This is a genomic window from Ensifer adhaerens (genome assembly GCF_001270265.1).
GTDB classification, from domain to species: Bacteria; Pseudomonadota; Alphaproteobacteria; order Rhizobiales; family Rhizobiaceae; genus Ensifer; species Ensifer adhaerens_B.
The window spans coordinates 90203-110927 of record NZ_LGAP01000019.1; the positions used below are offsets into that span (position 1 = coordinate 90203).

24 protein-coding genes are annotated in these 20725 nt (G+C 61.7%); 10 read left to right on the top strand and 14 right to left on the bottom strand.

What is annotated here, in order from left to right:
* Positions 1-273: 273 nt before the first annotated feature.
* From ahcY to chvI, 6 genes are all read right to left on the bottom strand, one after another.
* Positions 274-1674, bottom strand: a complete 1401-nt coding sequence (ahcY, locus tag AC244_RS23245; protein ID WP_053251192.1) for an adenosylhomocysteinase — start codon at positions 1672-1674, stop codon at positions 274-276.
* Between the two features lie 167 nt (positions 1675-1841).
* The gene (locus AC244_RS23250; RefSeq protein ID WP_053251193.1) at positions 1842-2132 is read right to left on the bottom strand and encodes an HPr family phosphocarrier protein; all 291 of its coding nucleotides are present in this window, start codon (positions 2130-2132) and stop codon (positions 1842-1844) included.
* The gene (locus tag AC244_RS23255; protein WP_025425343.1) at positions 2132-2533 is read right to left on the bottom strand and encodes a PTS sugar transporter subunit IIA; all 402 of its coding nucleotides are present in this window, start codon (positions 2531-2533) and stop codon (positions 2132-2134) included. Before AC244_RS23255 ends, AC244_RS23250 begins: the two co-directional genes overlap by 1 nt.
* Before the next feature lie 156 nt (positions 2534-2689).
* A complete protein-coding gene (locus AC244_RS23260; RefSeq protein ID WP_082367071.1) occupies positions 2690-3148 on the bottom strand; it encodes an HPr kinase/phosphorylase in 459 nt (152 codons plus the stop codon).
* On the bottom strand, positions 3145-4932 hold the full coding sequence (locus AC244_RS23265) for a sensor histidine kinase (RefSeq protein WP_053251195.1): 1788 nt from the start codon (positions 4930-4932) through the stop codon (positions 3145-3147). Before AC244_RS23265 ends, AC244_RS23260 begins: the two co-directional genes overlap by 4 nt.
* Before the next feature lie 335 nt (positions 4933-5267).
* Positions 5268-5996, bottom strand: coding sequence for a two-component system response regulator ChvI (chvI, locus tag AC244_RS23270; RefSeq protein ID WP_152976070.1), 729 nt, complete (start codon positions 5994-5996; stop codon positions 5268-5270).
* Between the two features lie 329 nt (positions 5997-6325).
* Here chvI and AC244_RS23275 point away from each other — a divergent pair, with 329 nt between their 5' ends.
* The 5 genes from AC244_RS23275 to AC244_RS23295 all read left to right on the top strand — a co-directional run bounded on the left by AC244_RS23275 (position 6326) and on the right by AC244_RS23295 (position 10120).
* The gene (locus tag AC244_RS23275) at positions 6326-7936 is read left to right on the top strand and encodes a phosphoenolpyruvate carboxykinase (protein WP_053251197.1); all 1611 of its coding nucleotides are present in this window, start codon (positions 6326-6328) and stop codon (positions 7934-7936) included.
* Between the two features lie 114 nt (positions 7937-8050).
* Positions 8051-8485 (top strand): alternative ribosome rescue aminoacyl-tRNA hydrolase ArfB, encoded by a 435-nt coding sequence (arfB, locus tag AC244_RS23280; protein ID WP_053251198.1) that lies wholly within the window; start codon positions 8051-8053, stop codon positions 8483-8485.
* Between the two features lie 93 nt (positions 8486-8578).
* The gene (gene lysM, locus AC244_RS23285) at positions 8579-9052 is read left to right on the top strand and encodes a peptidoglycan-binding protein LysM (RefSeq protein ID WP_053251199.1); all 474 of its coding nucleotides are present in this window, start codon (positions 8579-8581) and stop codon (positions 9050-9052) included.
* Positions 9049-9498 carry a hypothetical protein gene (locus tag AC244_RS23290; RefSeq protein WP_234717010.1) on the top strand — a complete coding sequence of 150 codons (450 nt, stop codon included), beginning with the start codon at positions 9049-9051 and terminating at the stop codon, positions 9496-9498. Before lysM ends, AC244_RS23290 begins: the two co-directional genes overlap by 4 nt.
* 10 nt (positions 9499-9508) lie before the next feature.
* Positions 9509-10120 carry an alpha-ketoglutarate-dependent dioxygenase AlkB family protein gene (locus AC244_RS23295; protein WP_053251201.1) on the top strand — a complete coding sequence of 204 codons (612 nt, stop codon included), beginning with the start codon at positions 9509-9511 and terminating at the stop codon, positions 10118-10120.
* A gap of 81 nt (positions 10121-10201) precedes the next feature.
* On the opposite strand, the gene coaA is transcribed toward AC244_RS23295, so the two are convergent.
* Genes coaA through hisB form a run of 7 tightly spaced genes read right to left on the bottom strand, consistent with a single transcriptional unit; the run spans position 10202 to position 14838 of the window.
* A complete protein-coding gene (gene coaA, locus AC244_RS23300) occupies positions 10202-11197 on the bottom strand; it encodes a type I pantothenate kinase (protein WP_053251202.1) in 996 nt (331 codons plus the stop codon).
* A complete protein-coding gene (locus tag AC244_RS23305; protein ID WP_053251203.1) occupies positions 11194-11517 on the bottom strand; it encodes a phosphoribosyl-ATP diphosphatase in 324 nt (107 codons plus the stop codon). Before AC244_RS23305 ends, coaA begins: the two co-directional genes overlap by 4 nt.
* A gap of 17 nt (positions 11518-11534) precedes the next feature.
* Positions 11535-12311, bottom strand: coding sequence for an imidazole glycerol phosphate synthase subunit HisF (hisF, locus tag AC244_RS23310; protein ID WP_053251204.1), 777 nt, complete (start codon positions 12309-12311; stop codon positions 11535-11537).
* Between the two features lie 4 nt (positions 12312-12315).
* Positions 12316-13053 carry a 1-(5-phosphoribosyl)-5-[(5-phosphoribosylamino)methylideneamino]imidazole-4-carboxamide isomerase gene (hisA, locus tag AC244_RS23315; RefSeq protein ID WP_053251205.1) on the bottom strand — a complete coding sequence of 246 codons (738 nt, stop codon included), beginning with the start codon at positions 13051-13053 and terminating at the stop codon, positions 12316-12318.
* Between the two features lie 31 nt (positions 13054-13084).
* Positions 13085-13735 (bottom strand): imidazole glycerol phosphate synthase subunit HisH, encoded by a 651-nt coding sequence (hisH, locus tag AC244_RS23320; RefSeq protein ID WP_053251206.1) that lies wholly within the window; start codon positions 13733-13735, stop codon positions 13085-13087.
* Positions 13735-14205 carry a DUF2628 domain-containing protein gene (locus AC244_RS23325; protein ID WP_053251230.1) on the bottom strand — a complete coding sequence of 157 codons (471 nt, stop codon included), beginning with the start codon at positions 14203-14205 and terminating at the stop codon, positions 13735-13737. Before AC244_RS23325 ends, hisH begins: the two co-directional genes overlap by 1 nt.
* Before the next feature lie 24 nt (positions 14206-14229).
* The gene (gene hisB, locus AC244_RS23330) at positions 14230-14838 is read right to left on the bottom strand and encodes an imidazoleglycerol-phosphate dehydratase HisB (RefSeq protein WP_053251207.1); all 609 of its coding nucleotides are present in this window, start codon (positions 14836-14838) and stop codon (positions 14230-14232) included.
* 224 nt (positions 14839-15062) lie between these two features.
* On the opposite strand from hisB, the gene hslV reads away from it, so the two are divergent.
* From hslV to AC244_RS23355, 5 genes are all read left to right on the top strand, one after another.
* Positions 15063-15620, top strand: coding sequence for an ATP-dependent protease subunit HslV (gene hslV, locus AC244_RS23335; RefSeq protein ID WP_053251208.1), 558 nt, complete (start codon positions 15063-15065; stop codon positions 15618-15620).
* Positions 15610-16131: a GNAT family N-acetyltransferase gene (locus tag AC244_RS23340; RefSeq protein ID WP_053251209.1), complete on the top strand. Its 522-nt coding sequence runs from the start codon at positions 15610-15612 to the stop codon at positions 16129-16131. The genes hslV and AC244_RS23340 overlap by 11 nt, the downstream gene beginning before the upstream one ends.
* Complete coding sequence (hslU, locus tag AC244_RS23345; RefSeq protein WP_053251210.1) at positions 16128-17432, top strand: ATP-dependent protease ATPase subunit HslU; 1305 nt, start codon at positions 16128-16130, stop codon at positions 17430-17432. The genes AC244_RS23340 and hslU overlap by 4 nt, the downstream gene beginning before the upstream one ends.
* A 220-nt stretch (positions 17433-17652) precedes the next feature.
* The gene (locus AC244_RS23350) at positions 17653-18597 is read left to right on the top strand and encodes a DUF1402 family protein (RefSeq protein WP_152976068.1); all 945 of its coding nucleotides are present in this window, start codon (positions 17653-17655) and stop codon (positions 18595-18597) included.
* Positions 18598-18670: 73 nt separating this feature from the next.
* Positions 18671-20065: a cytochrome P450 gene (locus AC244_RS23355; protein WP_053251212.1), complete on the top strand. Its 1395-nt coding sequence runs from the start codon at positions 18671-18673 to the stop codon at positions 20063-20065.
* Here the strand turns inward: AC244_RS23355 and AC244_RS23360 are convergent.
* The gene (locus AC244_RS23360; protein WP_053251213.1) at positions 20019-20639 is read right to left on the bottom strand and encodes a hypothetical protein; all 621 of its coding nucleotides are present in this window, start codon (positions 20637-20639) and stop codon (positions 20019-20021) included. The two genes, AC244_RS23355 and AC244_RS23360, sit on opposite strands and share 47 nt — an antisense overlap.
* Between the last annotated feature and the right edge of the window lie 86 nt (positions 20640-20725).

Here is a 20725-nt window from a genome sequence, read left to right on the forward strand (position 1 = left end):
GCTGCCGGCCCTGTAGTGCCATGCGCAGTTCCGGCGATCCCCTGAAGGGTTCGCGTCAGTTCTGATTGCATCCCCGGTCTGTCTCCGTCTGTTTGCCGCTTGCCGACAAGACATCCCACTCGCAATGCCCGAAGGTCCGCACCGGCATCACGAATCAATGGGTTAGAGCATACTTCGTTGACGAATCGCCGGGAAGGGAGCCGCCCAAAAAAGAGGCCGCGCTCTCTTGTCAAGAACGCGGCCACAACATGTTGTGGATTGCCCGGGTAACGATTAGTACCGGTAGTGTTCCGCCTTGAACGGACCCTGCTGGCCGACGCCGATATAGTCCGCCTGTTCCTGCGACAGTTCGGAGAGCTTGGCGCCGAGCTTGTTCAGGTGCAGGCGAGCGACCTTCTCGTCGAGCGCCTTCGGCAGAACGTAGACTTCGTTCTTGTAGTTCTCACCCTTGGTGAAGAGCTCGATCTGGGCCAGCACCTGGTTGGAGAACGAAGCGGACATCACGAAGGACGGGTGACCGGTGGCGTTGCCGAGGTTGAGCAGACGGCCTTCCGACAGCAGGATCATGCGGTTGCCCTTCGGGAACTCGATCATGTCGACCTGCGGCTTGATGTTCGTCCACTTCAGGTTACGCAGCGCGGAAACCTGAATTTCGTTGTCGAAGTGGCCGATATTGCCGACGATCGCCATGTCCTTCATCTCGCGCATGTGGTCCATGCGGATGACGTCCTTGTTGCCGGTCGTGGTGATGAAGATGTCGGCAGACGAAACAACGTCTTCGAGCTGGACGACTTCGAAACCGTCCATGGCGGCCTGCAGGGCGCAGATCGGGTCGACTTCCGTGACCTTGACGCGGGCGCCAGCGCCGCTGAGCGAGGCGGCCGAACCCTTGCCGACGTCGCCGTAACCGCAGACGACGGCAACCTTGCCGGCCATCATCACGTCGGTGCCGCGGCGGATGCCGTCAACCAGCGATTCCTTGCAGCCGTACTTGTTGTCGAACTTCGACTTGGTGACGGAATCATTGACGTTGATTGCCGGGAAGGGCAGCAGACCCTTGGCCTGGAGCTGGTACAGGCGGTTGACGCCTGTCGTGGTCTCTTCGGTCACGCCCTTTATCGCGTCGCGCTGCTTGGTGAACCAGCCCGGCGAAGCCTGGAGGCGCTTCTTGATCTGCGCGAACAGGATCTCTTCTTCTTCCGAACCCGGATTGGAGAGAACGTCTTCGCCAGCTTCGGCACGGGCGCCGAGCAGGATGTACATGGTCGCGTCGCCACCATCGTCCAGGATCATGTTCGAGACGCCGCCGTCGGCCCACTGGAAGATCTTGTCGGTGTAGGTCCAGTATTCTTCAAGCGTTTCGCCCTTGACGGCGAAGACCGGGATGCCGCTGGCAGCGATGGCCGCAGCTGCATGGTCCTGGGTCGAGAAGATGTTGCACGAGGCCCAACGGATGTCGGCGCCCAGAACTGCCAGCGTCTCGATCAGCACGGCGGTCTGGATGGTCATGTGCAGCGAACCGGTGATCCGGGCGCCCTTCAGCGGCTTGGATGCGCCAAACTCTTCGCGGCAGGCCATCAGACCCGGCATTTCCGTTTCGGCGATCGTAATTTCCTTGCGTCCGAAATCGGCAAGACCGATGTCGGCGACGATGTAATCCAGAGTGGTGGTCATGAAATTCTCCAGGCTAATCTCTTCAAGCCGCTCTGGCCTCTGGCCATCTGGCGGCACGACAATGCCTCCCGCGCATACCATCGCGGTGAGAGTGCGATCGATCTATCAGGATTTCTGGGGCAGAGCAACCTCGATATAAAGAAGTCTTTATATCTTTATATTGTCGGTTACATTTCTTCGCCGAACTTGTCGCGCACCAGTGCGTCGAGCGCATTCAGCGCTTCTTCGGCCTGCGCACCGCTGGCGGTGACGCAAACGCTGGAGCCGGTGCTGGCGGCCAGCATCATCAGGCCCATGATCGAGGTTCCCCCGACAGTGCTGCCGTCCTTCGACACCGTGATTTCGGCGTCATAGGCCTCGACCGTTTGGACGAACTTCGCCGAAGCACGGGCATGGAGCCCGCGTTTGTTGACGATGAGAAGTTCGCGCGTCAGGGACATGTCGGGGCGATGGTCCATTATTTTCCACTCAGGACGCGGCTGGCGACGTTGATGTATTTGCGTCCCGCCTCGGAAGCCTCGAGCAGAGCCTTGTCCATATCGCTTTCGCCACGCACGCCGGCGAGCTTGATCAACATCGGCAGGTTGACGCCGGCGATGACTTCGACGGTGCCGCTGCGCATGACCGAGATCGCGAGATTGGAGGGCGTGCCGCCGAACATGTCGGTGAGAATAATGACGCCGTGGCCCTCGTCGACATTGGTCACGGCGTCGAGGATATCCTGCCGACGCTGATCCATGTCGTCCTCGGGGCCGATGCAAACGGTCTCGATAGCTTTTTGCGGACCGACAACATGCTCGAGCGCATGTCGAAATTCCTCAGCCAGCTTGCCATGGGTGACAAGCACAAGTCCGATCATGGGTATCTTTTCTCCGACTGCACGCGCAATTCACTGATGGTCAGATATCGCAATGCAGCAATTTCGTCCACCTGTTGGGGCGGCCATCTTGGCAAGGAAAAGGCGAAGTGCAAGCCAAAAATGCCGAAAAACCAGCCCCGTTGCCTGCAACTATAGCTAAAATCCTAATTTTTCGGGTAGCAGTGCACGCAGAGCAGCAAGCATATGCACACCGTTTTCAATGGGAACGCGAACAATTGGCAGGCCACCACCGAAGGGTAGGGGAAGTTCCTCGTTTTCCGGCGGCATGCGCGGGTCGTATGGCGCGCCGACGGGCAGGACTGCCCAATCCATAACCGCCGCCGGTACGGTCTCGAGCTTGGCAATGCCGGCGCCGCGGATCTCGATCAGGCCCTCGATCGATGCGGGGCAACGGGCGATGATCCGGCCTTGCTCCATGGAAAGGTCGACGCGATCGTCGGCGATCAGTGCCGCAAAGTGCCCCATCTGGCGTGCCGCCGAAATGCAGGCGAGCGCGAGCCTCGATTTGCCGATGCCGGAAGGCCCGATTACCAGGAAGCCGGTCGTCCCGAGGACCATTGCCGTGCCGTGAATGTTGTGCGTGGGCGGCGTCACGCGTGCGGCTCGGCGGGCAGGGACAGGACGAAGCGGGCGCCGACGATCTGCCGATCCGGCCCCATGATGTTCTCGGCCTTCAGCGTACCGCCATGCGCTTCGGCAATCTGCCGGGAGATCGACAGGCCGAGGCCGGAGTTCTGGCCGAAGTCTTCGCCTTCCGGCCTGTCCGTGTAGAAGCGCTCGAAGATCCGGTCGATGTCTTCCGCCTGGATGCCGGGACCGTTGTCCTCGACATAGACGAGGCAGCGCGACCGGGAGCGGGTGAGGCGCACGACGATGCGGCCGCCCTGTTCGGGCACGAAGGAGCGGGCGTTTTCGATCAGGTTGGTGATGATCTGACCGATGCGCAGTTCGTAACCGTTGATGGCGAAACGCGCCTTGGGGCTGTCCTTGCGGTCGATGACGAAATCGAGCAGCACCGGCTTCTTCTTGCTGCGGATCTGGCGCGAGATATCGACGAGATCGCCGAGCAGCCTTTCGAGGTCGACCACCTTGGCATCGCTGCGCGCCAGTTCCGCGTCGAGGCGCGAGGCGTCGGAGATGTCGCTGATCAGGCGGTCGAGACGGCGGACGTCGTGCTGGATGACGTCCATCAGCCGCTTTTTCGATTCGTCGGTGCGGGCAAGCGGCAGGGTTTCGACCGCGCTGCGCAGCGAGGTCAGCGGATTCTTCAGCTCATGGCTGACGTCGGCGGCAAAATTCTCGATCGCCGCGATCCGGTCGTAGAGTGCGGTCGTCATCTCGCGCAGCGCGACCGACAGATTGCCGATTTCGTCCTGACGCGACGAGAAGTCCGGGATTTCTTCTCGCTCCTTGGCGCCGCCACGGCGCACCCGGATGGCGGCGGCCGAGAGGCGCCGCAGTGGGTTGGCGATCGTCGACGACAGGAGCAGTGACAGAATGACGTTGACGAGCGCGGCCACCCCGAACACGCGGATAATGGCGAGGCGCTCGGCATGCACGATCTTGTCGATGTCGCCGGCCTGGGTGGACAAGAGCAATACGCCGAGAACGGCGCGGGACCGCTGAACCGGCACGGCGACCGAGACGATGAGCTCGCCTTTCTCGGTCACGCGGCGCACCGCACCGCGCACCCCGGTCAGCGCGTTCATTACTTCCGGATAGATCGAGCCGTTGCCGCCCGGCGGTTCCTTGTAGAGCGGCAGGTCGCCCGACTGCAGCAAGCGGTTGATCCAGCTGCCGAACTTTTCCTCGATACCGGAGGCTTCGGGATCGACGGGCGGCAGGTCGAAGCGCAGCACCTGGCCGCCGCTGTAGAGGTGGCGTGAATCGAGCAGCAGATCCGCATCGGCGTCGAACAGGCGGGCGCGGGTGCGGGTCGGCGAGATCAGCCGCCTGAGGACCGGGGCAACCCGTTCCTGGATGATCGGAAAATCAAGGTCTTCGTCGCTCGGCAGCGGCGTGATGCTCTGGCCGGCCTGCAGCTCCAGCAATTTTTCAGGATCGATGGTGATCGAATTGGTGTCGACGGAGGCAGAAGCCGAAATGGCGCCGGCGATGATTTCGCCCTGGGTCAGCAGGCTTTCGACACGCGCGTCGATCAGGCCTTCGCGGAACTGGTTGAGATACATGATCCCGCCGACCAGGACCACGAGCGCGACGAGGTTGAAGAAGACGATTCGTCGCGTCAGGCTCGAAAAGACGGCGTTGCCGAACAGGCGGCGAATCAGCGTGAAGGAATAGGCCCAGCGCCGCTGGCCGTTGCGGGCCGATGCCCGTCCGTCAAGTTCATCGACATCGCCTTGCAAGACTTCCACCAAGTCTTTCCGCTCCTGCAGCGGATCACCCCCGCCGTATCTTCTGTTTGCGAACACGCGTTACCCGTATGCCGGGTTTCGCAGGTCCGCCGATGTTCATTTTTCTGGTCTTCGGTCGCGTGGATCGGGTGCCACCGGCCAAGCCAAGAGGCGGGTCGAAGCCTGCCCGCCATCGCATCGGTTCTGAATGCTCCACAAACGACGCGATGGCAAGTCCTACAGCGCCGCGCGTCAAATATGACGCGCAAAGGACGCTGTAGCACTTTGAAACTGCTGCATGATTTTCTCCTTAAATCGAATCCGATTTAAGGAATTATGCAGTAGAGGCCCCGATCGCCTCAGGCCATCTCGCGAAAGCGGTAGCCGACGCCGTAGAGCGTCTCGATCATGTCGAAGTCGTTGTCGACCATCTTGAACTTCTTGCGCAGCCGCTTGATGTGGCTGTCGATGGTGCGATCGTCGACGTAGACCTGCTCGTCATAGGCCGCGTCCATCAGGGCATCGCGGCTCTTCACCACGCCAGGGCGCTGGGCGAGGGAGTGAAGAATGAGAAACTCGGTGACCGTCAGGGTTACCGGCTCGTTCTTCCAGGTGCAGGTGTGGCGCTCCTGGTCCATGATCAGCTGCCCGCGCTCCAGCGAGCGCGAGGGCGTGTCGGAGGTCTTGGGTGTTCCGGCGGTGCCGCCGGCTGCCGCCGCCTCGCGGTTGGCCGCCCGGCGCAGGATCGCCTTGACGCGCTCGACCAGCAGGCGCTGGGAGAACGGCTTGGTGATGAAATCGTCGGCCCCCATCTTCAGCCCGAAGAGCTCGTCGATCTCCTCGTCCTTCGACGTCAGGAAGATCACCGGCAGATCCGACTTCTGACGCAGGCGCCGCAACAGCTCCATGCCGTCCATGCGCGGCATCTTGATGTCGAAGATCGCAAGCTGCGGCGGCCGGGCCAACAGGCCTTCGAGCGCGGAGGCGCCGTCCGTATAGGTCTCGACCTTATAGCCTTCAGCTTCAAGGGCGATGGATACGGACGTCAGGATATTCCGGTCATCATCGACAAGCGCGATGGTCTGCATCGTGTTCAACTCCGTCATTTGAGGCCGATCGCCGGTTTCGTCTGCGAATCCGCGGCAACCGCGAGTCACGGGTGCGTTACTTGAGTATAAAGGTGGAACAAATTGTGGCGAAGCCCAAAAAGCGCTCGAGCGTACACTCCGTCGCTCAGAGGCAGATATGGCGCAGGGAACTCGGATTCAACCGATTAAAAAAACGATAATTTTCTTTAAATCGATTAATATACTGAAATCATTATTCTTTTTTTGACGTCGCCTTGTTTTTGAGCGAGCATGCAAGTATGTTCCGGCCAAATTCAACGCCAATGGCCAAACACGAAGGAAGCTTGACCATGGAGCAACTCGGCACTCGCAATGCAGCGAACGGCTTGGAAAAACTCGGCTTTACCGACCTGGAAGTGGTTCGGTACAACTTTGAAGCCGCAGAACTTTATGAGGAAGCCATCCGCCGTGGCGAGGCTCAGCTGACGGCGCATGGTGCGATCGTTGCGCGCACCGGCCAGCACACCGGCCGCTCTCCGAAGGACAAGTTTGTCGTCCGCGATGCGTCCACCGACGATCAGATCTGGTGGGACAACAACAAGCCGCTGTCGCCGGAGCATTTCGCCGTGCTGCGCCAGGATATGCTTGATCATGCCAAGGGCATGTCGCTCTATGTCCAGGACCTCGTCGGCGGCGCCGACAAGGACAATGCTCTGCCGACCCGTGTCGTCACCGAATTTGCCTGGCACTCGCTGTTCATTCGCAACCTGTTGATCCGTCCGGAGCGTGGGGCGCTGGCTTCCTTCCTGCCGAAGCTGACGATCATCGACCTGCCGAGCTTCAAGGCCGATCCCGAGCGCCACGGCTGCCGTACGGAAACGGTTATTGCCTGCGATCTCGCCAACGGCCTCATCCTCATCGGCGGCACGTCCTATGCCGGCGAAATGAAGAAGTCGGTGTTCACCGTTCTGAACTACCTGCTGCCGAAGAAGGGCGTCATGCCGATGCACTGCTCGGCCAATGTCGGCCCGGAAGGCGATACCGCCATCTTCTTCGGCCTGTCGGGCACCGGCAAGACGACGCTCTCGGCCGACCCGACCCGCACGCTGATCGGCGATGATGAGCACGGCTGGGGAGATCAGGGCGTCTTCAACTTCGAAGGCGGCTGCTATGCCAAGGCCATCCGTCTTTCGGAAGCCGCCGAGCCGGAAATCTTCGCGACGACCCGCCGCTTCGGCACGGTCATGGAGAATGTCGTTCTCGACGAACGCCGGGTTCCCGATTTCGACGACGGCTCGCTGACCGAGAACACCCGCTGCGCCTACCCGCTGGATTTCATTCCGAATGCCAGCGAAACCGGTACCGCGCCGCAGCCGCGCACGATCATCATGCTGACCGCCGATGCCTTCGGTGTGATGCCGCCGATCGCCAAGCTGACGCCGGAACAGGCGATGTACCACTTCCTGTCCGGCTACACCGCCAAGGTTGCCGGCACCGAGAAGGGTGTCACCGAGCCGGAAGCAACCTTCTCGACCTGCTTCGGCGCACCGTTCATGCCGCGCCATCCGTCGGAATACGGCAACCTGTTGAAGGACCTGATCGCCAAGAACGGCGTCACCTGCTGGCTGGTCAATACCGGCTGGACCGGCGGTGCCTATGGCGCCGGCAGCCGCATGCCGATCAAGGGGACCCGCGCTCTGCTCGCCGCCGCACTTGACGGATCGCTGAATGCAGCCGAACTGCGCACCGACGCCAACTTCGGCTTCGCAGTGCCCGTCTCGGTACCCGGCGTCGATGACGGTATTCTCGATCCGCGCTCGACCTGGGCGGACGGCAATGCCTATGACGCCCAGGCACGCCGCCTCGTCGACATGTTCATCGCCAACTTCGCCAAATTCGAAGAGCATGTCGATGGCAGCGTTCGTGATGCAGCTCCCGGCACGAAGATCGCCGCCGAGTAAACATCGCTGGCTATGATTCACGTGAAACCCGGTCTTGATGGCCGGGTTTTGCTTTTTGTCGTTGATTGTTTTCAAGCGGTTCGCGCTGTGCGATAGAACGCTCAAGGAGCGATCATGGCCAGCGACCCTTTATACATCAACGAGCAGATCGTTATCGCCGGGTGGGAACTCAGCGAGCAATTCGTGCTGGCCGGCGGCCCGGGCGGACAGAACGTCAACAAGGTGTCGACGGCAGTTCAACTGTTCTTCAACGTCCAGGCGTCGCCCGCACTGACTGATCGCATCAAGGCCAATACCCTGAAGCTTGCCGGACGGCGGGCATCGAAAGACGGCGTGCTGATGATCGAGGCGAGCCGCTTTCGCAGCCAGGAGCGCAACCGCGAGGATGCACGCGAAAGGCTCAAGGAACTGATCCTCAAGGCTGCCGAACCGCCGCCACCGCCGCGCAAGAAGACCAAGCCGACACGCGGTTCGGTCGAGCGTCGGCTGAAGGAAAAAACCGGTCGCGGCGAGACCAAGAAGTTGCGCGGACGCCCGACCGGCGACTGATCTGCGGTTGCGAAATCTTTTCGTCCTTCTCTTGTCTTTTGCCGCCATGCGCCCTCTCTTATGCCAAAGCGACTTTTGCAGAAGGAGGGATCCATGGGCCTTTTCAGTTTTATCAAGAACGCCGGCAAGAAGTTGGGCATTGGCGGCGACGACGATGCGCCTGATACCGAAAGCGTCCAGAAGGAACTCGCTTCGCACGATCTCGGCACCAAGGACGTCCAGGTCGAAGTCGTCAATGACAAGGTGGTGCTGAAGGGTGTCGTCAAGGATCAGACGGCGTTCGAAAAGGCCGTCGTCGCCGTCGGCAACACGCTTGGCGTTTCCGCTGTCGAAGCGTCGGAGCTGAAGGTGGCGGATGCCGGTGCAGCACCCGCGCCCGCCAAGGCCCCCGTCTTCTATACCGTCAAGAAGGGCGACAACCTCTGGAAGATCGCCGAGGCGCAGTACGGCAAGGGCAAGGGCGCCAAGCACACGGTCATCTTCGAGGCCAACAAGCCGATGCTGACCCATCCCGACAAGATCTATCCCGGCCAGGTTCTGCGCATCCCGGATCTGGATGCCGCGTGACAGTCTTGTCGATGCGTGCATTTTCGAGCGTCGTTCTGGTGGTGGCAAGTCTTGGACTTGCTTCCGCCGGCACCGCGCAAACGCTGCGTGAGCCGGCTAAGGGCAGTTCGGAGCGTGCGGCGATCCTCGATGCCTTGCGGCCTGCCGTCGAGGCAGAGATGCGCGGTTCGGTCGAATTCGTCGTCTCCACCATGCGGGCCACGCCGAATTGGGCCTTCGTACAGGTCGAACCGCAGCGTCCCGGTGGTGGCGCCATCGATCTGGCGCAAACGGGCTTTCGCGATGAAGCCGACATGATGGATGGGTTGACGGTGTTCGCGCTCGTCAGCTTCCAGGGCGGTCGATGGAATCTCGTCGATCATGTCGTTGGCCCGACAGACGTCGCCTATGCCGGATGGTCTGAGCGCTACGGCGTCCCGGCAAAGCTGCTCGGGTTTGAGGAGTGAGGGCAACCTCATGCAGGTTCTCCCGAAAGGGATAAAACACATCCCCGGCTTTCTGGACCGGGCCCGTCAGGAGCAGATCGTGGAAGCGATCCGCGGCGTGGTTGCCGAAGCGCCGCTGTTCGTGCCGGAAATGCCCAAGACCGGCAAGCCGATGTCGGTGCGCATGACCAATTGCGGACCGCTCGGCTGGGTGACCGACCGCGAGAAAGGCTATCGCTATCAGCCGCAGCATCCCGCAACGGGCAGGCCGTGGCCGCCGATGCCGGAGGTTCTCCTTGATATCTGGAATGCGGTGTCGGCCAGCGACAAGCAGCCAGAAGCCTGCCTGGTGAACTTCTATTCCGAAGAGGCGCGCATGGGCCTGCACCAGGACAGGGACGAGCGCGATCTCGAAACGGCGGTTGTTTCTATTTCTCTTGGGGACAGCTGTTTGTTTCGTGTGGGCGGCAGAGAGCGCGGCAGCCAGACCGTATCCTTCAGGCTCGAAAGCGGCGATATCGTCGTGCTCGGCGGCGAGGGGCGCCTGGCCTTCCACGGCGTCGACCGGATCTATCCGAATACGTCGACTCTTTTGAAGAACGGCGGGCGGCTCAATCTGACACTGCGCCGGGTGAACCCCTGAACGGCGACGGAAAGACGCCCTCGGTGAAGCGCCTGACGTAACTGCCCTAAACCCGCAGCATGAGCGAGTTGCGAAGAGCGCTCAAAGCTTGCGCAGCGCCACCTTCTCGGTGAGGTGGTTGGGACCTTTCTGCAGGATCAGGTCGGCGCGCGGCCGCGTCGGCAGAATGTTCTGGTGCAGGTTCTTCAGGTTGATGTTGTGCCACAGCCCTTCGGCGATCGCCCGCGCCGCATCCTCGCTGATGGTCGCGTAGCGGTGGAAGTAGGATTCCGGATTCTTGAACGCGGTTTCCCTGAGGCGCATGAAGCGGCTGACGTACCAGCTGTGGATCAGGCTCTCCTCGGCATCGATATAGATCGAGAAGTCGAAGAAGTCCGAGACCATCGGCACGATCTTGCCGTCGGCGGGCAGGTTGCGCGATTGCAGGACGTTGATGCCTTCGAAGATCAGAATGTCAGGCCGGTCGATGACCGTGAACTGATCCGGCAGCACGTCATAGGTCATGTGCGAATAGCTCGGCGCCTTGACGTTCGGCTGGCCGGCCTTGATCGCCGACAGGAACCGCAGCAGCGCGCCAAGGTCGTAGCTCTCCGGGAAGCCCTTGCGATCCATCATGTTTTCGCGCTGCAGGACCGCGTTCGGATAGAGGAAGCCGTCCGTCGTGACGAGATCGACCTTCGGGCTCGACGGCCAGCGCGACAAAAGCTGCGCAAGGATACGGGCGGCGGTTGACTTGCCGACGGCGACCGACCCGGCAATGCCGATAACGAAGGGCGTCTTCGTCTCGCCGGACATGCTGAGAAAGCGCTTGCGCTGCTCGAACAGAAGCTGGGACGATTCCACATGTGCGGAAAGAAGCCGCGACAGCGACAGGTAGATCTGTCTGACTTCGCCGAGGTCCACCGGGTCGTTCAGCGAGCGCAGCCGCTGCACTTCGTCTGCCGTCAGCGTCAGGGGCGTGTCCGCGCGAAAGCGGGACCACTCTTCGGCAGAAAACAGATGATAGGGCGAATAATCCCGCTTCTGGAGATTGTCCGGGAGATCGGCCGCTTCGATGTCTTGCGCAGCTAGGGTCATGGATCCTGCCGATTAGCCTTTTCCTGCAGACCGGATTGGCTTGTCCGCCGTGCAAGTTCGTCGAGCACATCCTGCAACGGAATGTCTGCAATTTTCAATACGACCATGAGATGATAGAGCAGATCGGCGCTCTCATCGACGAGATTCTGGCGGTCGTTCCGGATCGCCGCGATCACGGTTTCGACCGCTTCCTCACCCAGTTTCTTGGCCGCTTTCTGCTGGCCGTTTGCGACCAGTTTCGCCGTCCAGGATTCGTCCGGCGACGCCTTGGCGCGCGCGGCGACGATGGTCTCGAGGTCGGAAAGGGAAAAATCACTCATCAACGAAACCCTGAAACTCAATCGAGACGCATGGCGATGCCATGTTCGGCCATATAGCGCTTGGTTTCGCCAATACTATAGGTGCCGAAGTGGAAGATCGACGCGGCCAGAACCGCCGTGGCATGGCCGTCGCGGATGCCGGCGACCATGTGGTCGAGTGTGCCGACGCCACCCGAGGCGATGACGGGCGCGCGCACGGCATCGGCAACCGCCCGGGTCAGCGCGATATCGTAGCCGCTCTTCGTTCCGTCACGATCCATCGAGGTCAAAAGGATTTCGCCGGCGCCGAGATCGACGACGCGCCGGGCAAATTCGACGGCGTCGATGCCCGTCGTCTGTCGACCGCCATGGGTGAAGATCTCCCAGCGGTTCTCTTCGCCTTCCTTCGAGACTTTCTTGGCATCGATCGCCACGACAATGCACTGGTTGCCGAATTTGTCGGCGGCTTCGGCGACGAACTCCGGGTTCGTCACCGCCGCCGTGTTGATCGAAACCTTGTCGGCGCCTGCCAAAAGCAACTTGCGGATATCCGCCACCTGGCGCACGCCACCGCCGACGGTCAGCGGCATGAAGCATTGTTCCGCCGTGCGGGCCACCACATCGAAGATGGTTTCGCGGTTGTCGGACGAGGCAGTGATGTCGAGGAAGCAGAGTTCGTCCGCTCCGGCCGCATCATAGGCGCGGGCGGCCTCGACCGGATCACCGGCATCGATCAGATCGACGAAGTTGACCCCTTTGACGACCCGACCGTCCTTGACGTCGAGGCAGGGGATGACGCGGGCTTTGAGGGTCATCGGCTCATGCCTTTCTCGTAGCGCGGATCAGCGCCAGTGCTTCCTGCGGGTCGATGCGGCCATCATAGAGCGCACGGCCGGAGATGGCGCCTTCGAGCTTTGCCGCATCCGGGGCGATCATTCGCCGGATATCGTCCATCGAGGCGAGGCCGCCCGAAGCGATCACCGGGATCGAAACGGCATCGGCAAGCTCCAGCGTCGAATCCCAATTGATCCCCGTGAGAATACCGTCGCGATCGATGTCGGTATAGATGATCGCCGAAACCCCGGCGCCCTCGAATTTCTTCGCAAGCTCGATCACCCTGAGCTCCGACGCCTCGGCCCAGCCCTCGACGGCGACCTTGCCGCCCTTGGCGTCGATGCCGACGGCGACCTTGCCCGGAAACGTACGGCAGGCTTCGATCACCAGCGCCGGATCGCGCACAGCGACAGTGCCGAGGATGACGCGGGCAAGTCCGCGCGACAGCCAGTTCTCGATATGCTCAAGCGTGCGAATGCCGCCACCGAGCTGGACCGGGTTCTTGGTCGACTTGAGGATGGCATCGACGGCAGCGCCGTTGACGGTCTCGCCGGCAAAGGCACCGTTGAGGTCGACCACATGCAGCCACTCGAAGCCCTGCTCCTCGAAGGCACGCGCCTGGGCGCCGGGTTCCGGGTTGTAGACCGTCGCCTGCTCCATGTCGCCGAGCTTCAGGCGCACGCATTGCCCGTCTTTCAGGTCGATAGCGGGAAAAAGGATCATGTAACTATCCGATCAGAGATCGCCGAAGCCTTCAGGGCTTCCAACGCAGGAAATTCGAGATGAGGGCAAGGCCGAGTGCCTGGCTCTTTTCCGGGTGGAACTGCGAGCCGGCCTTGTTGCCGTTGGCGACGAAGGCCGTGACGGCGCCGCCGTAGTCCGCCTCCGCGACGACATCGCCGGCATTTTCCGCTGCCAGATGGTAGGAGTGCACGAAATAGGCGTGCAGGCCGTCGTCACCCGTGTGGATGCCGTCAAACAACGGATGCGCGCGTGCCAGTCGCAGCGTGTTCCAGCCGATCTGCGGGATTTTCAGCGACGTATCCGCAGGCTTCATTTCGACGACGTCGCCGGGGATCCAGCCGAATCCATGCGTCGTGGTCTTCTCGAGGCCGCGCGACGACATCAGTTGCATGCCGACGCAGATGCCGAGAAACGGTCGGCCTGCCTGCTCGACAACCTCGGTCAGTGCCTGCTCCATGCCGTCGACGGCAGCAAGGCCGCGACGACAATCGGCATAGGCGCCGACGCCCGGCAGCACGATGCGGTCGGCAGTGGCCACCCGTTCGGGCTTGTCGGTCAGGTCGATTTCAGCGGCGATGCCGACTTCCCGTGCCGCCCTTTCGAAGGCCTTCGTTGCCGAGCGCAGATTGCCCGATCCGTAGTCGATAATGGCGACGCGCATCAGCGTTCTCCGTAGGATTCAAAAAGCCCAAGTCCCGCGCCGGCTTTTGCCGGCGCCTGTCTTGGCCAGTCGACAGATGGCCGCTCCGCTGACTTTCGGTCGACTGAGGGCACGTTTGCGAAGTAGATTTCCTCGGCTGTCTCGAGGTCGCGTGCCGGCACGATGGAACGCAGCGTCCAGTCGCGGGCGATCAGCCGGCGGGCGATGAAGATAGGGCCTTCCAGCGAAACCAATAGTCCGAGCGCCAGATGCAACAGAAGCGCTGCCAGCAGGCCGCCGGCAATCGCCGACAGAGAGATTAACAGAATTTGCAGAACAGCAACTGCGATTCCGAAGAGCCACATGCGCTTGGCAAAAAGCCAGAGCGCCGGAAACAGGAAGGCGCCCCAGGAGAAGCCGTCGGCGACGAAACGTGCCCGGTCATCGTCGGCGCGGGCGCCCGGCGGGGTCAGGATCATGTAAGAGGCCATGGTCATCAGCCAGATAATGACCGCTCAGGCAAGCGTGCCCTTGGTCGAGGGAACGCGGCCGGCCTGGCGCGGATCGATTTCGGTTGCCGTGCGAAGCACGCGGGCGACGGACTTGAAGCAGGTCTCGGCGATATGATGGTTGTTGGCGCCGTAGATGTTCTGGATATGCAGCGTGATCCCGGCATTCTGGGCGAGCGCCTGGAAGAATTCGCGCACCAATTCGGTGTCGAACGTGCCGATCTTCGGCGACGTGAAGGTCACGTTCCAGACGAGGAACGGCCGTCCGGACACATCCACCGCCGCACGGGTCATCGTCTCATCCATGGCAAGATCGAGCGAGGCGTAGCGGGTAATGCCGCGCCGGTCGCCAAGCGCCTTGGCGATGGCCTGGCCGATGGCAATGCCGGTGTCTTCGACGGTGTGGTGATCGTCGACGTAGAGGTCGCCGTCGGTCTTGATCTCCATGTCGATCAGCGAATGTCGGGAGAGCTGGTCCAGCATGTGGTCGAAGAAGCCGACTCCGGTCGCAATCTTCGACGTTCCGGTTCCATCGATGTTGACGGATACGGACACGGCAGTTTCATTGGTCTTTCGCGAAACTTGGCCGGTGCGGCTGGACGTGGCTTCTGCCATCAGGCTCTCCTGTATGCGCTGGAGCCGCTCCTTATCAGGGGAGGCGGAAAATATCCAGAACCGCGGCCGAGATTCGAACGATTCGGGGAGGCGCCCGATTTACGGTGAACGGCGTGGCTGGTCGGCATTTGCAATCGCGTAAGCCGCACTTACATAGGCTTCAAGTAACCAGGCTCGTTCGAGCCCCCCAACGCCCCTGGTTCTGGGGCCGACAGGTATCTTTAATGAGTGAACACAATCCCTACGGAACGATGCATGCGACTACCATCATCACGGTGCGCAAGGACGGCAAGGTGGTCATGGCCGGCGACGGCCAGGTCAGCCTTGGCCAGACGGTCATGAAGAGCAATGCCCGCAAGGTGCGCCGCCTCTCCAAGGGTGACGTTATCGCCGGCTTTGCGGGGGCGACGGCCGACGCCTTCACGCTTCTGGAGCGGCTCGAAGCCAAGCTCGAGCAGTACCCGGATCAGCTGATGCGCGCGGCGGTGGAGCTCGCCAAGGATTGGCGCACCAACAAGTATCTCCGCAATCTGGAAGCCATGATGCTGGTCGCCGACAAGTCGATCACGCTGGCGATTACCGGCAACGGCGACGTGCTGGAGCCGGAACATGGAACGATCGCCATCGGCTCGGGCGGCAATTACGCCTTTGCCGCGGCCCGCGCTCTGATGGACAGCGACAAGTCAGCCGAGGACATCGCCCGCCGGGCACTCGAAATCGCAGGCGACATCTGCGTCTATACCAACCACAATGTCGTGGTGGAGACGCTGGATGCCAACTGACCAGGGTCATGTCAGCTTCGAACGGGTGGCCGATAACCACCTGCCGATGCTGCATGCCTGGCTGAGCGAGCCGCATGTGCGGCAATGGTGGGGTGATCCGGACAAGGAAGTCGAGCTGATCCGCGACGGCTGCGCCACGGGCGAGGTGGATGGCTTCATCTTCCACGTCGCCGGCGTGCCGGCAGGCTACATCCAGTCCTGGACACCGTCCGAATATGATGAAGAGCCGTGGGCGAAGGAGCTGCCGGCCGATGTCCCCGGCGTCGATATCTTCATCGGCCCGCCGGAGATGACCGGAAAAGGCGTGGCGTCGCTGGCTTTGCGAGCCTTCGCGCAAATGCTTTTTGCCGCCGGCGCATCACGGATCGTGATCGACCCCGATGCGGGTAACAGAAGGGCCGTCAGGGCCTATGCGAAAGCGGGCTTCGTGCCCTTTGGCGAATGGATAGATGCATCCGGCCGCACACTCCTGATGGAGCTGACGCGGACCGAGTTTGAGAGGAATTCATGAGTACTTTTTCACCCAGAGAAATCGTGTCGGAACTCGACCGTTTCATCATCGGCCAGAACGACGCCAAGCGCGCGGTCGCGATTGCGTTGCGCAATCGCTGGCGGCGCCAGCAGCTCGGCGACGAGCTGCGCGACGAGGTCATGCCGAAGAACATCCTGATGATCGGGCCGACCGGTGTCGGCAAGACGGAAATCTCCCGCCGCCTGGCGAAACTTGCCGGTGCGCCCTTCGTCAAGGTCGAGGCGACCAAGTTCACCGAAGTCGGCTATGTCGGCCGCGACGTCGAACAGATCATCCGCGATCTCGTCGAGGTCGGCATCGGTCTCGTGCGCGAGAAGCGCCGGGCGGAGGTCAAGGCAAATGCCCATCAGAATGCCGAAGAGCGCGTGCTCGACGCGCTGGTCGGCGCCACGGCCTCACCGGCGACGCGCGATTCCTTCCGCAAGAAGCTGCGCGCCAACGAGCTGGACGACAAGGAGATCGAGGTCGATATCGCTGAGACAGGTACGCCGGGCGGCTTCGAAATCCCGGGCATGCCGGGCGCCAATATCGGCGTCCTGAACCTGTCGGAAATGTTCGGCAAGGCGCTTGGCGCACGCACCAAGAAGGTCAAGACGACGGTCAAGGCTTCCTACGAGGTGCTTGTCAACGACGAGTCCGACAAGCTGCTCGACAATGAGCAGATCCAGCGCGAGGCGATGCGGGCGGTCGAGGACGACGGCATCGTCTTCCTCGACGAGATCGACAAGATCGCGTCGCGCGAAGGCGGCATGGGCGCCGGCGTATCGCGCGAAGGCGTGCAGCGGGATCTGTTGCCGCTGGTCGAAGGTACGACAGTGGCGACCAAATACGGGCCGGTGAAGACCGACCACATTCTCTTCATCGCTTCGGGCGCGTTCCATGTGTCGAAGCCTTCCGACCTTTTGCCCGAGCTGCAGGGCCGCCTGCCGATCCGCGTCGAGCTGCGCGCGCTGACGAAGGAAGACTTCCGCCGCATCCTGACGGAGACCGAGGCGAGCCTCATCCGCCAGTACAAGGCGCTGCTTGAGACGGAAGAGGTGAAGCTCGATTTTACCGACGACGCCATCGATGCGCTCGCCGACGTGGCAGTCCAGCTCAACTCGAGCGTCGAGAACATCGGCGCCCGGCGCCTGCAGACGGTGATGGAGCGCGTGCTGGACGAAATCTCGTTCAACGCGCCGGATCGGGCCGGCCAGGGCGTGACGATCGATGCCGAATATGTCCGCAAGCATGTCGGCGATCTCGCCGCCAACACCGACCTGTCGCGTTACATCCTGTAACGCCGGCGTTACAGGATGTAACGACCAGGGGTCGCGGCAATACTTTGCGTGTCGGCAACTGTGAAGATGCAAGGCGCCTGTCTCTCGACAGGCGCCTTCATTTTTTCTAACACGGAAACCGCAATCGATTGTGGGCGGAGGCATCTTTCCGACATGATCTTGTCGTAGGAGCCGCGCCGCCGGATGTGGCAATCTCCACCGTTCATAGGAAGAAGAGATCGTGCGTTTTACCGCCTGCATGCTCGCTATCGCCACGTTTTGCCTGACCGCAGGCCAGACGATGGCGGCCAACGTTGTTCCACCGGGCAACCGGAGTGTCGAACAACCCGGCATCCCGGGCGCATCCGTTCGCCGCACCAAGGCCGGCCGCACATCCTTTGACGCCAAATTCGAGAAGGTGCGGGACCTGCTGGCCAACGACCGACAGCTGATCAGCAAGATCAAGTCGACGTCACGCGCCTATGGCATCGCGCCGATCCATATGATCGGCGCCATCGTCGGCGAACACACCTACAATGTCGATGCCTACGACCGGCTGCAGTCCTACTACGTCAAGGCCGCGGCCTATGCCGGCAACAGTTTCCAGTTCGGCTATGACGGCGAGACGGTGGCTGATTTCGTCGCCCGTCCGCAGTTTGCCGACTGCACGGGAAAGAAGAGCTCCTATTCGCTTTGGAACTGCCGCGAGCGGGTTTGGGACAGCGAATTCCGCGGCAAGTCCGTCGGCGGCAAATCCTTCCCGGACAACCGTTTCAGTGCGGTCTTCTTCCAGCCTTTCTTTGCCGGCCAGACCTTCGGCCTCGGCCAGATCAATCCGCTGACCGCGCTGATGTTGACCGACATCGTATCGAAGACGTCGGGCTATGAGCGGCTCGACGAGAACAATGCTGCCGGCGTCTATGAGGCGATCATGGATCCGGACGTGTCGCTCGCCTACATGGCCGCATCGATCCGCCATTCGATCGACGTCTACAAGTCCATCGCCGGCGTCGACATTTCAGGCAATCCCGGCATCACCGCCACGCTCTACAATATCGGCAATCCCGATGGCCGCGCGGCAGCCCTTGCCGCCAGGAACCAGGGCGGCGAGACCCAGTGGCCGGAGGAAAACTATTACGGCTGGCTGGTGAACGACAAGCTGGCGGAGCTCGAAAGCCTGTTGTGATTCACGTGAAGCACTTTCCTTGATTGCGCCGTAAAAACCTGAAATCCTGGCGTAATCGAGAAAGGCAATCACCATGGACATGCGTCCGGAGCCCTTCGAACCGCCGGCTCCCATTCCTCGGGTCGGCGTGCCGTCCTACCTGAAGATCATCAGGACCGTCCTGCGCAATCCGCTCGAACTCTGGGGCGAACCGTCCTACACGCTGCCGTGGATCGAGACCAGGTTCATCACGCAGCGCACCCTGATCGTCAACGATCCCGGCCTGATCCGCTACATTCTCGTCGAAAACGTCAGCAACTATGAGATGTCAAAGGTCCGGCGACTGATCCTGCGCCCGATCCTGCGCGATGGCCTGCTGACTGCCGAAGGCGAGATCTGGAAACGATCGCGCAAGGCCATTGCGCCGGTGTTCACCCCCCGCCACGCCAAAGGATTTGCCGGGCAGATGCTGCGCCGATCGGAAGAGTTCGTCGAGCGTTACGCGCAAGCGAGCGTGAAGCCGTTCACCACCAATATCGCCAGCGACATGACCGAACTGACCTTCGATATATTGGCGGAAACGTTGTTTTCCGGCGAGGTCGCGGTCGAAAGGGAGGGCTTCGTCCAGAGTGTCGAAGAACTTCTCCACCGCATGGGGCGCGTCGACCCGATGGACATTCTGCTGGCACCGGAATGGCTACCGCGCCTGACCCGTATCGGCGGCAAGAAGGTCATGAACCGGTTCCGCACGATCGTTTCGGAAACGATGGCGCTGAGACGCCGGCGCATGGCGACGGACCCCGCCGGCACGCCCAACGATTTCCTCACCCTGCTGCTGCAGACGGAGGGCGCAAACGGTCTTTCGACCGCCGAGATCGAGGACAATATCCTCACCTTCATCGGCGCGGGGCATGAGACCACCGCCCGGGCGCTTGCCTGGACGCTCTATTGCGTCGCCAACACGCCAGCTTTCCGCGAGACCATGGAGACGGAGATCGAGGAGGTGCTGAAGGGCGGTGCCGACCGGGTCGAAGGGCTGACCCTGAGGCCGCATGTGTGGGCCGCCTTCGGGGAGGCGAGGCGGCTCTACCCGCCGGCACCGTCGATCAATCGCGCCGCCATCGAGGAGGACGAATGGACGTCGCCGACCGGCGAGCGTGTGAGGATACCCAAGGGGATTGCGGTGCTGGTGATGCCATGGACGTTGCATCGGCACATTCTCTACTGGGACCGCCCACGTGCTTTCATGCCCGAGCGTTTCCTGCCGGAAAACCGCGAGAAGCTGCACCGCTTTCAGTATCTGCCTTTCGGCGCCGGGCCGCGCATCTGCATCGGCGCGACCTTCGCGCTGCAGGAGGCCGTCATCGCGCTGGCCGTCCTGATGCACCGGTTCCGTTTCGACGTCACCGACGAGACGCATCCATGGCCGGTGCAGAGGCTGACTACTCAACCGCGGGGCGGCTTGCCGATGAGGGTTTCGGCTCGCTGAAGGTCTTGCCGGGAATGGGCGATTGTACGCCACGCACCGGTGAGTCGGCCGGCATCGGCTGCGGCAATTGCTTCGATGGCTTCTTGATCGTCTTGATTGCGGCACAGGTCGCGTCCCCGACATTGTCGCAGGGCTTGTAGACGACGATCTCGCTGCCGGCGCCGTCGTCCCAGACCGCCTGGATCGTCAGCGTCTTGGCTTCGTTCGCGGGCAGCGAGATGTAGACATACTCGGCTGTTTCGTCGGCGGGCAGGTTGAAGGGGATCTGCGGATTGCACTTGGCCAGCGGGAAGCGCTTGTCGAGAGCGTCCGAATTGATCGAGTAGCGGATTTCCGATAGCCGGCAATGCATCGTCTGCAATGCGGTAAAATAGATCAGCTGCCGGTCGTCGTAGTTGCGAAACTGGATCCACCCGGTCTGCTTGTTGGCGTCGAGCATGGCCTTATAGATCGAGACGTCGGGCAGTTGCGGCTTGTATTCCTCCTCCTCGGCGTCCTGTGCGCCGCCCGGCTGGGCAAAGAGCAATGCTGCGGCGAGAATGCCTGCGACTGCTGAACCTCTGGAAAATGTCATGCCGCACCCCCGTTCGCATCATGTCGCTCTGCTGACCGCGAATGTCCTGGACACGATGGCCTTCTCTTCCAATATGTCATATCACC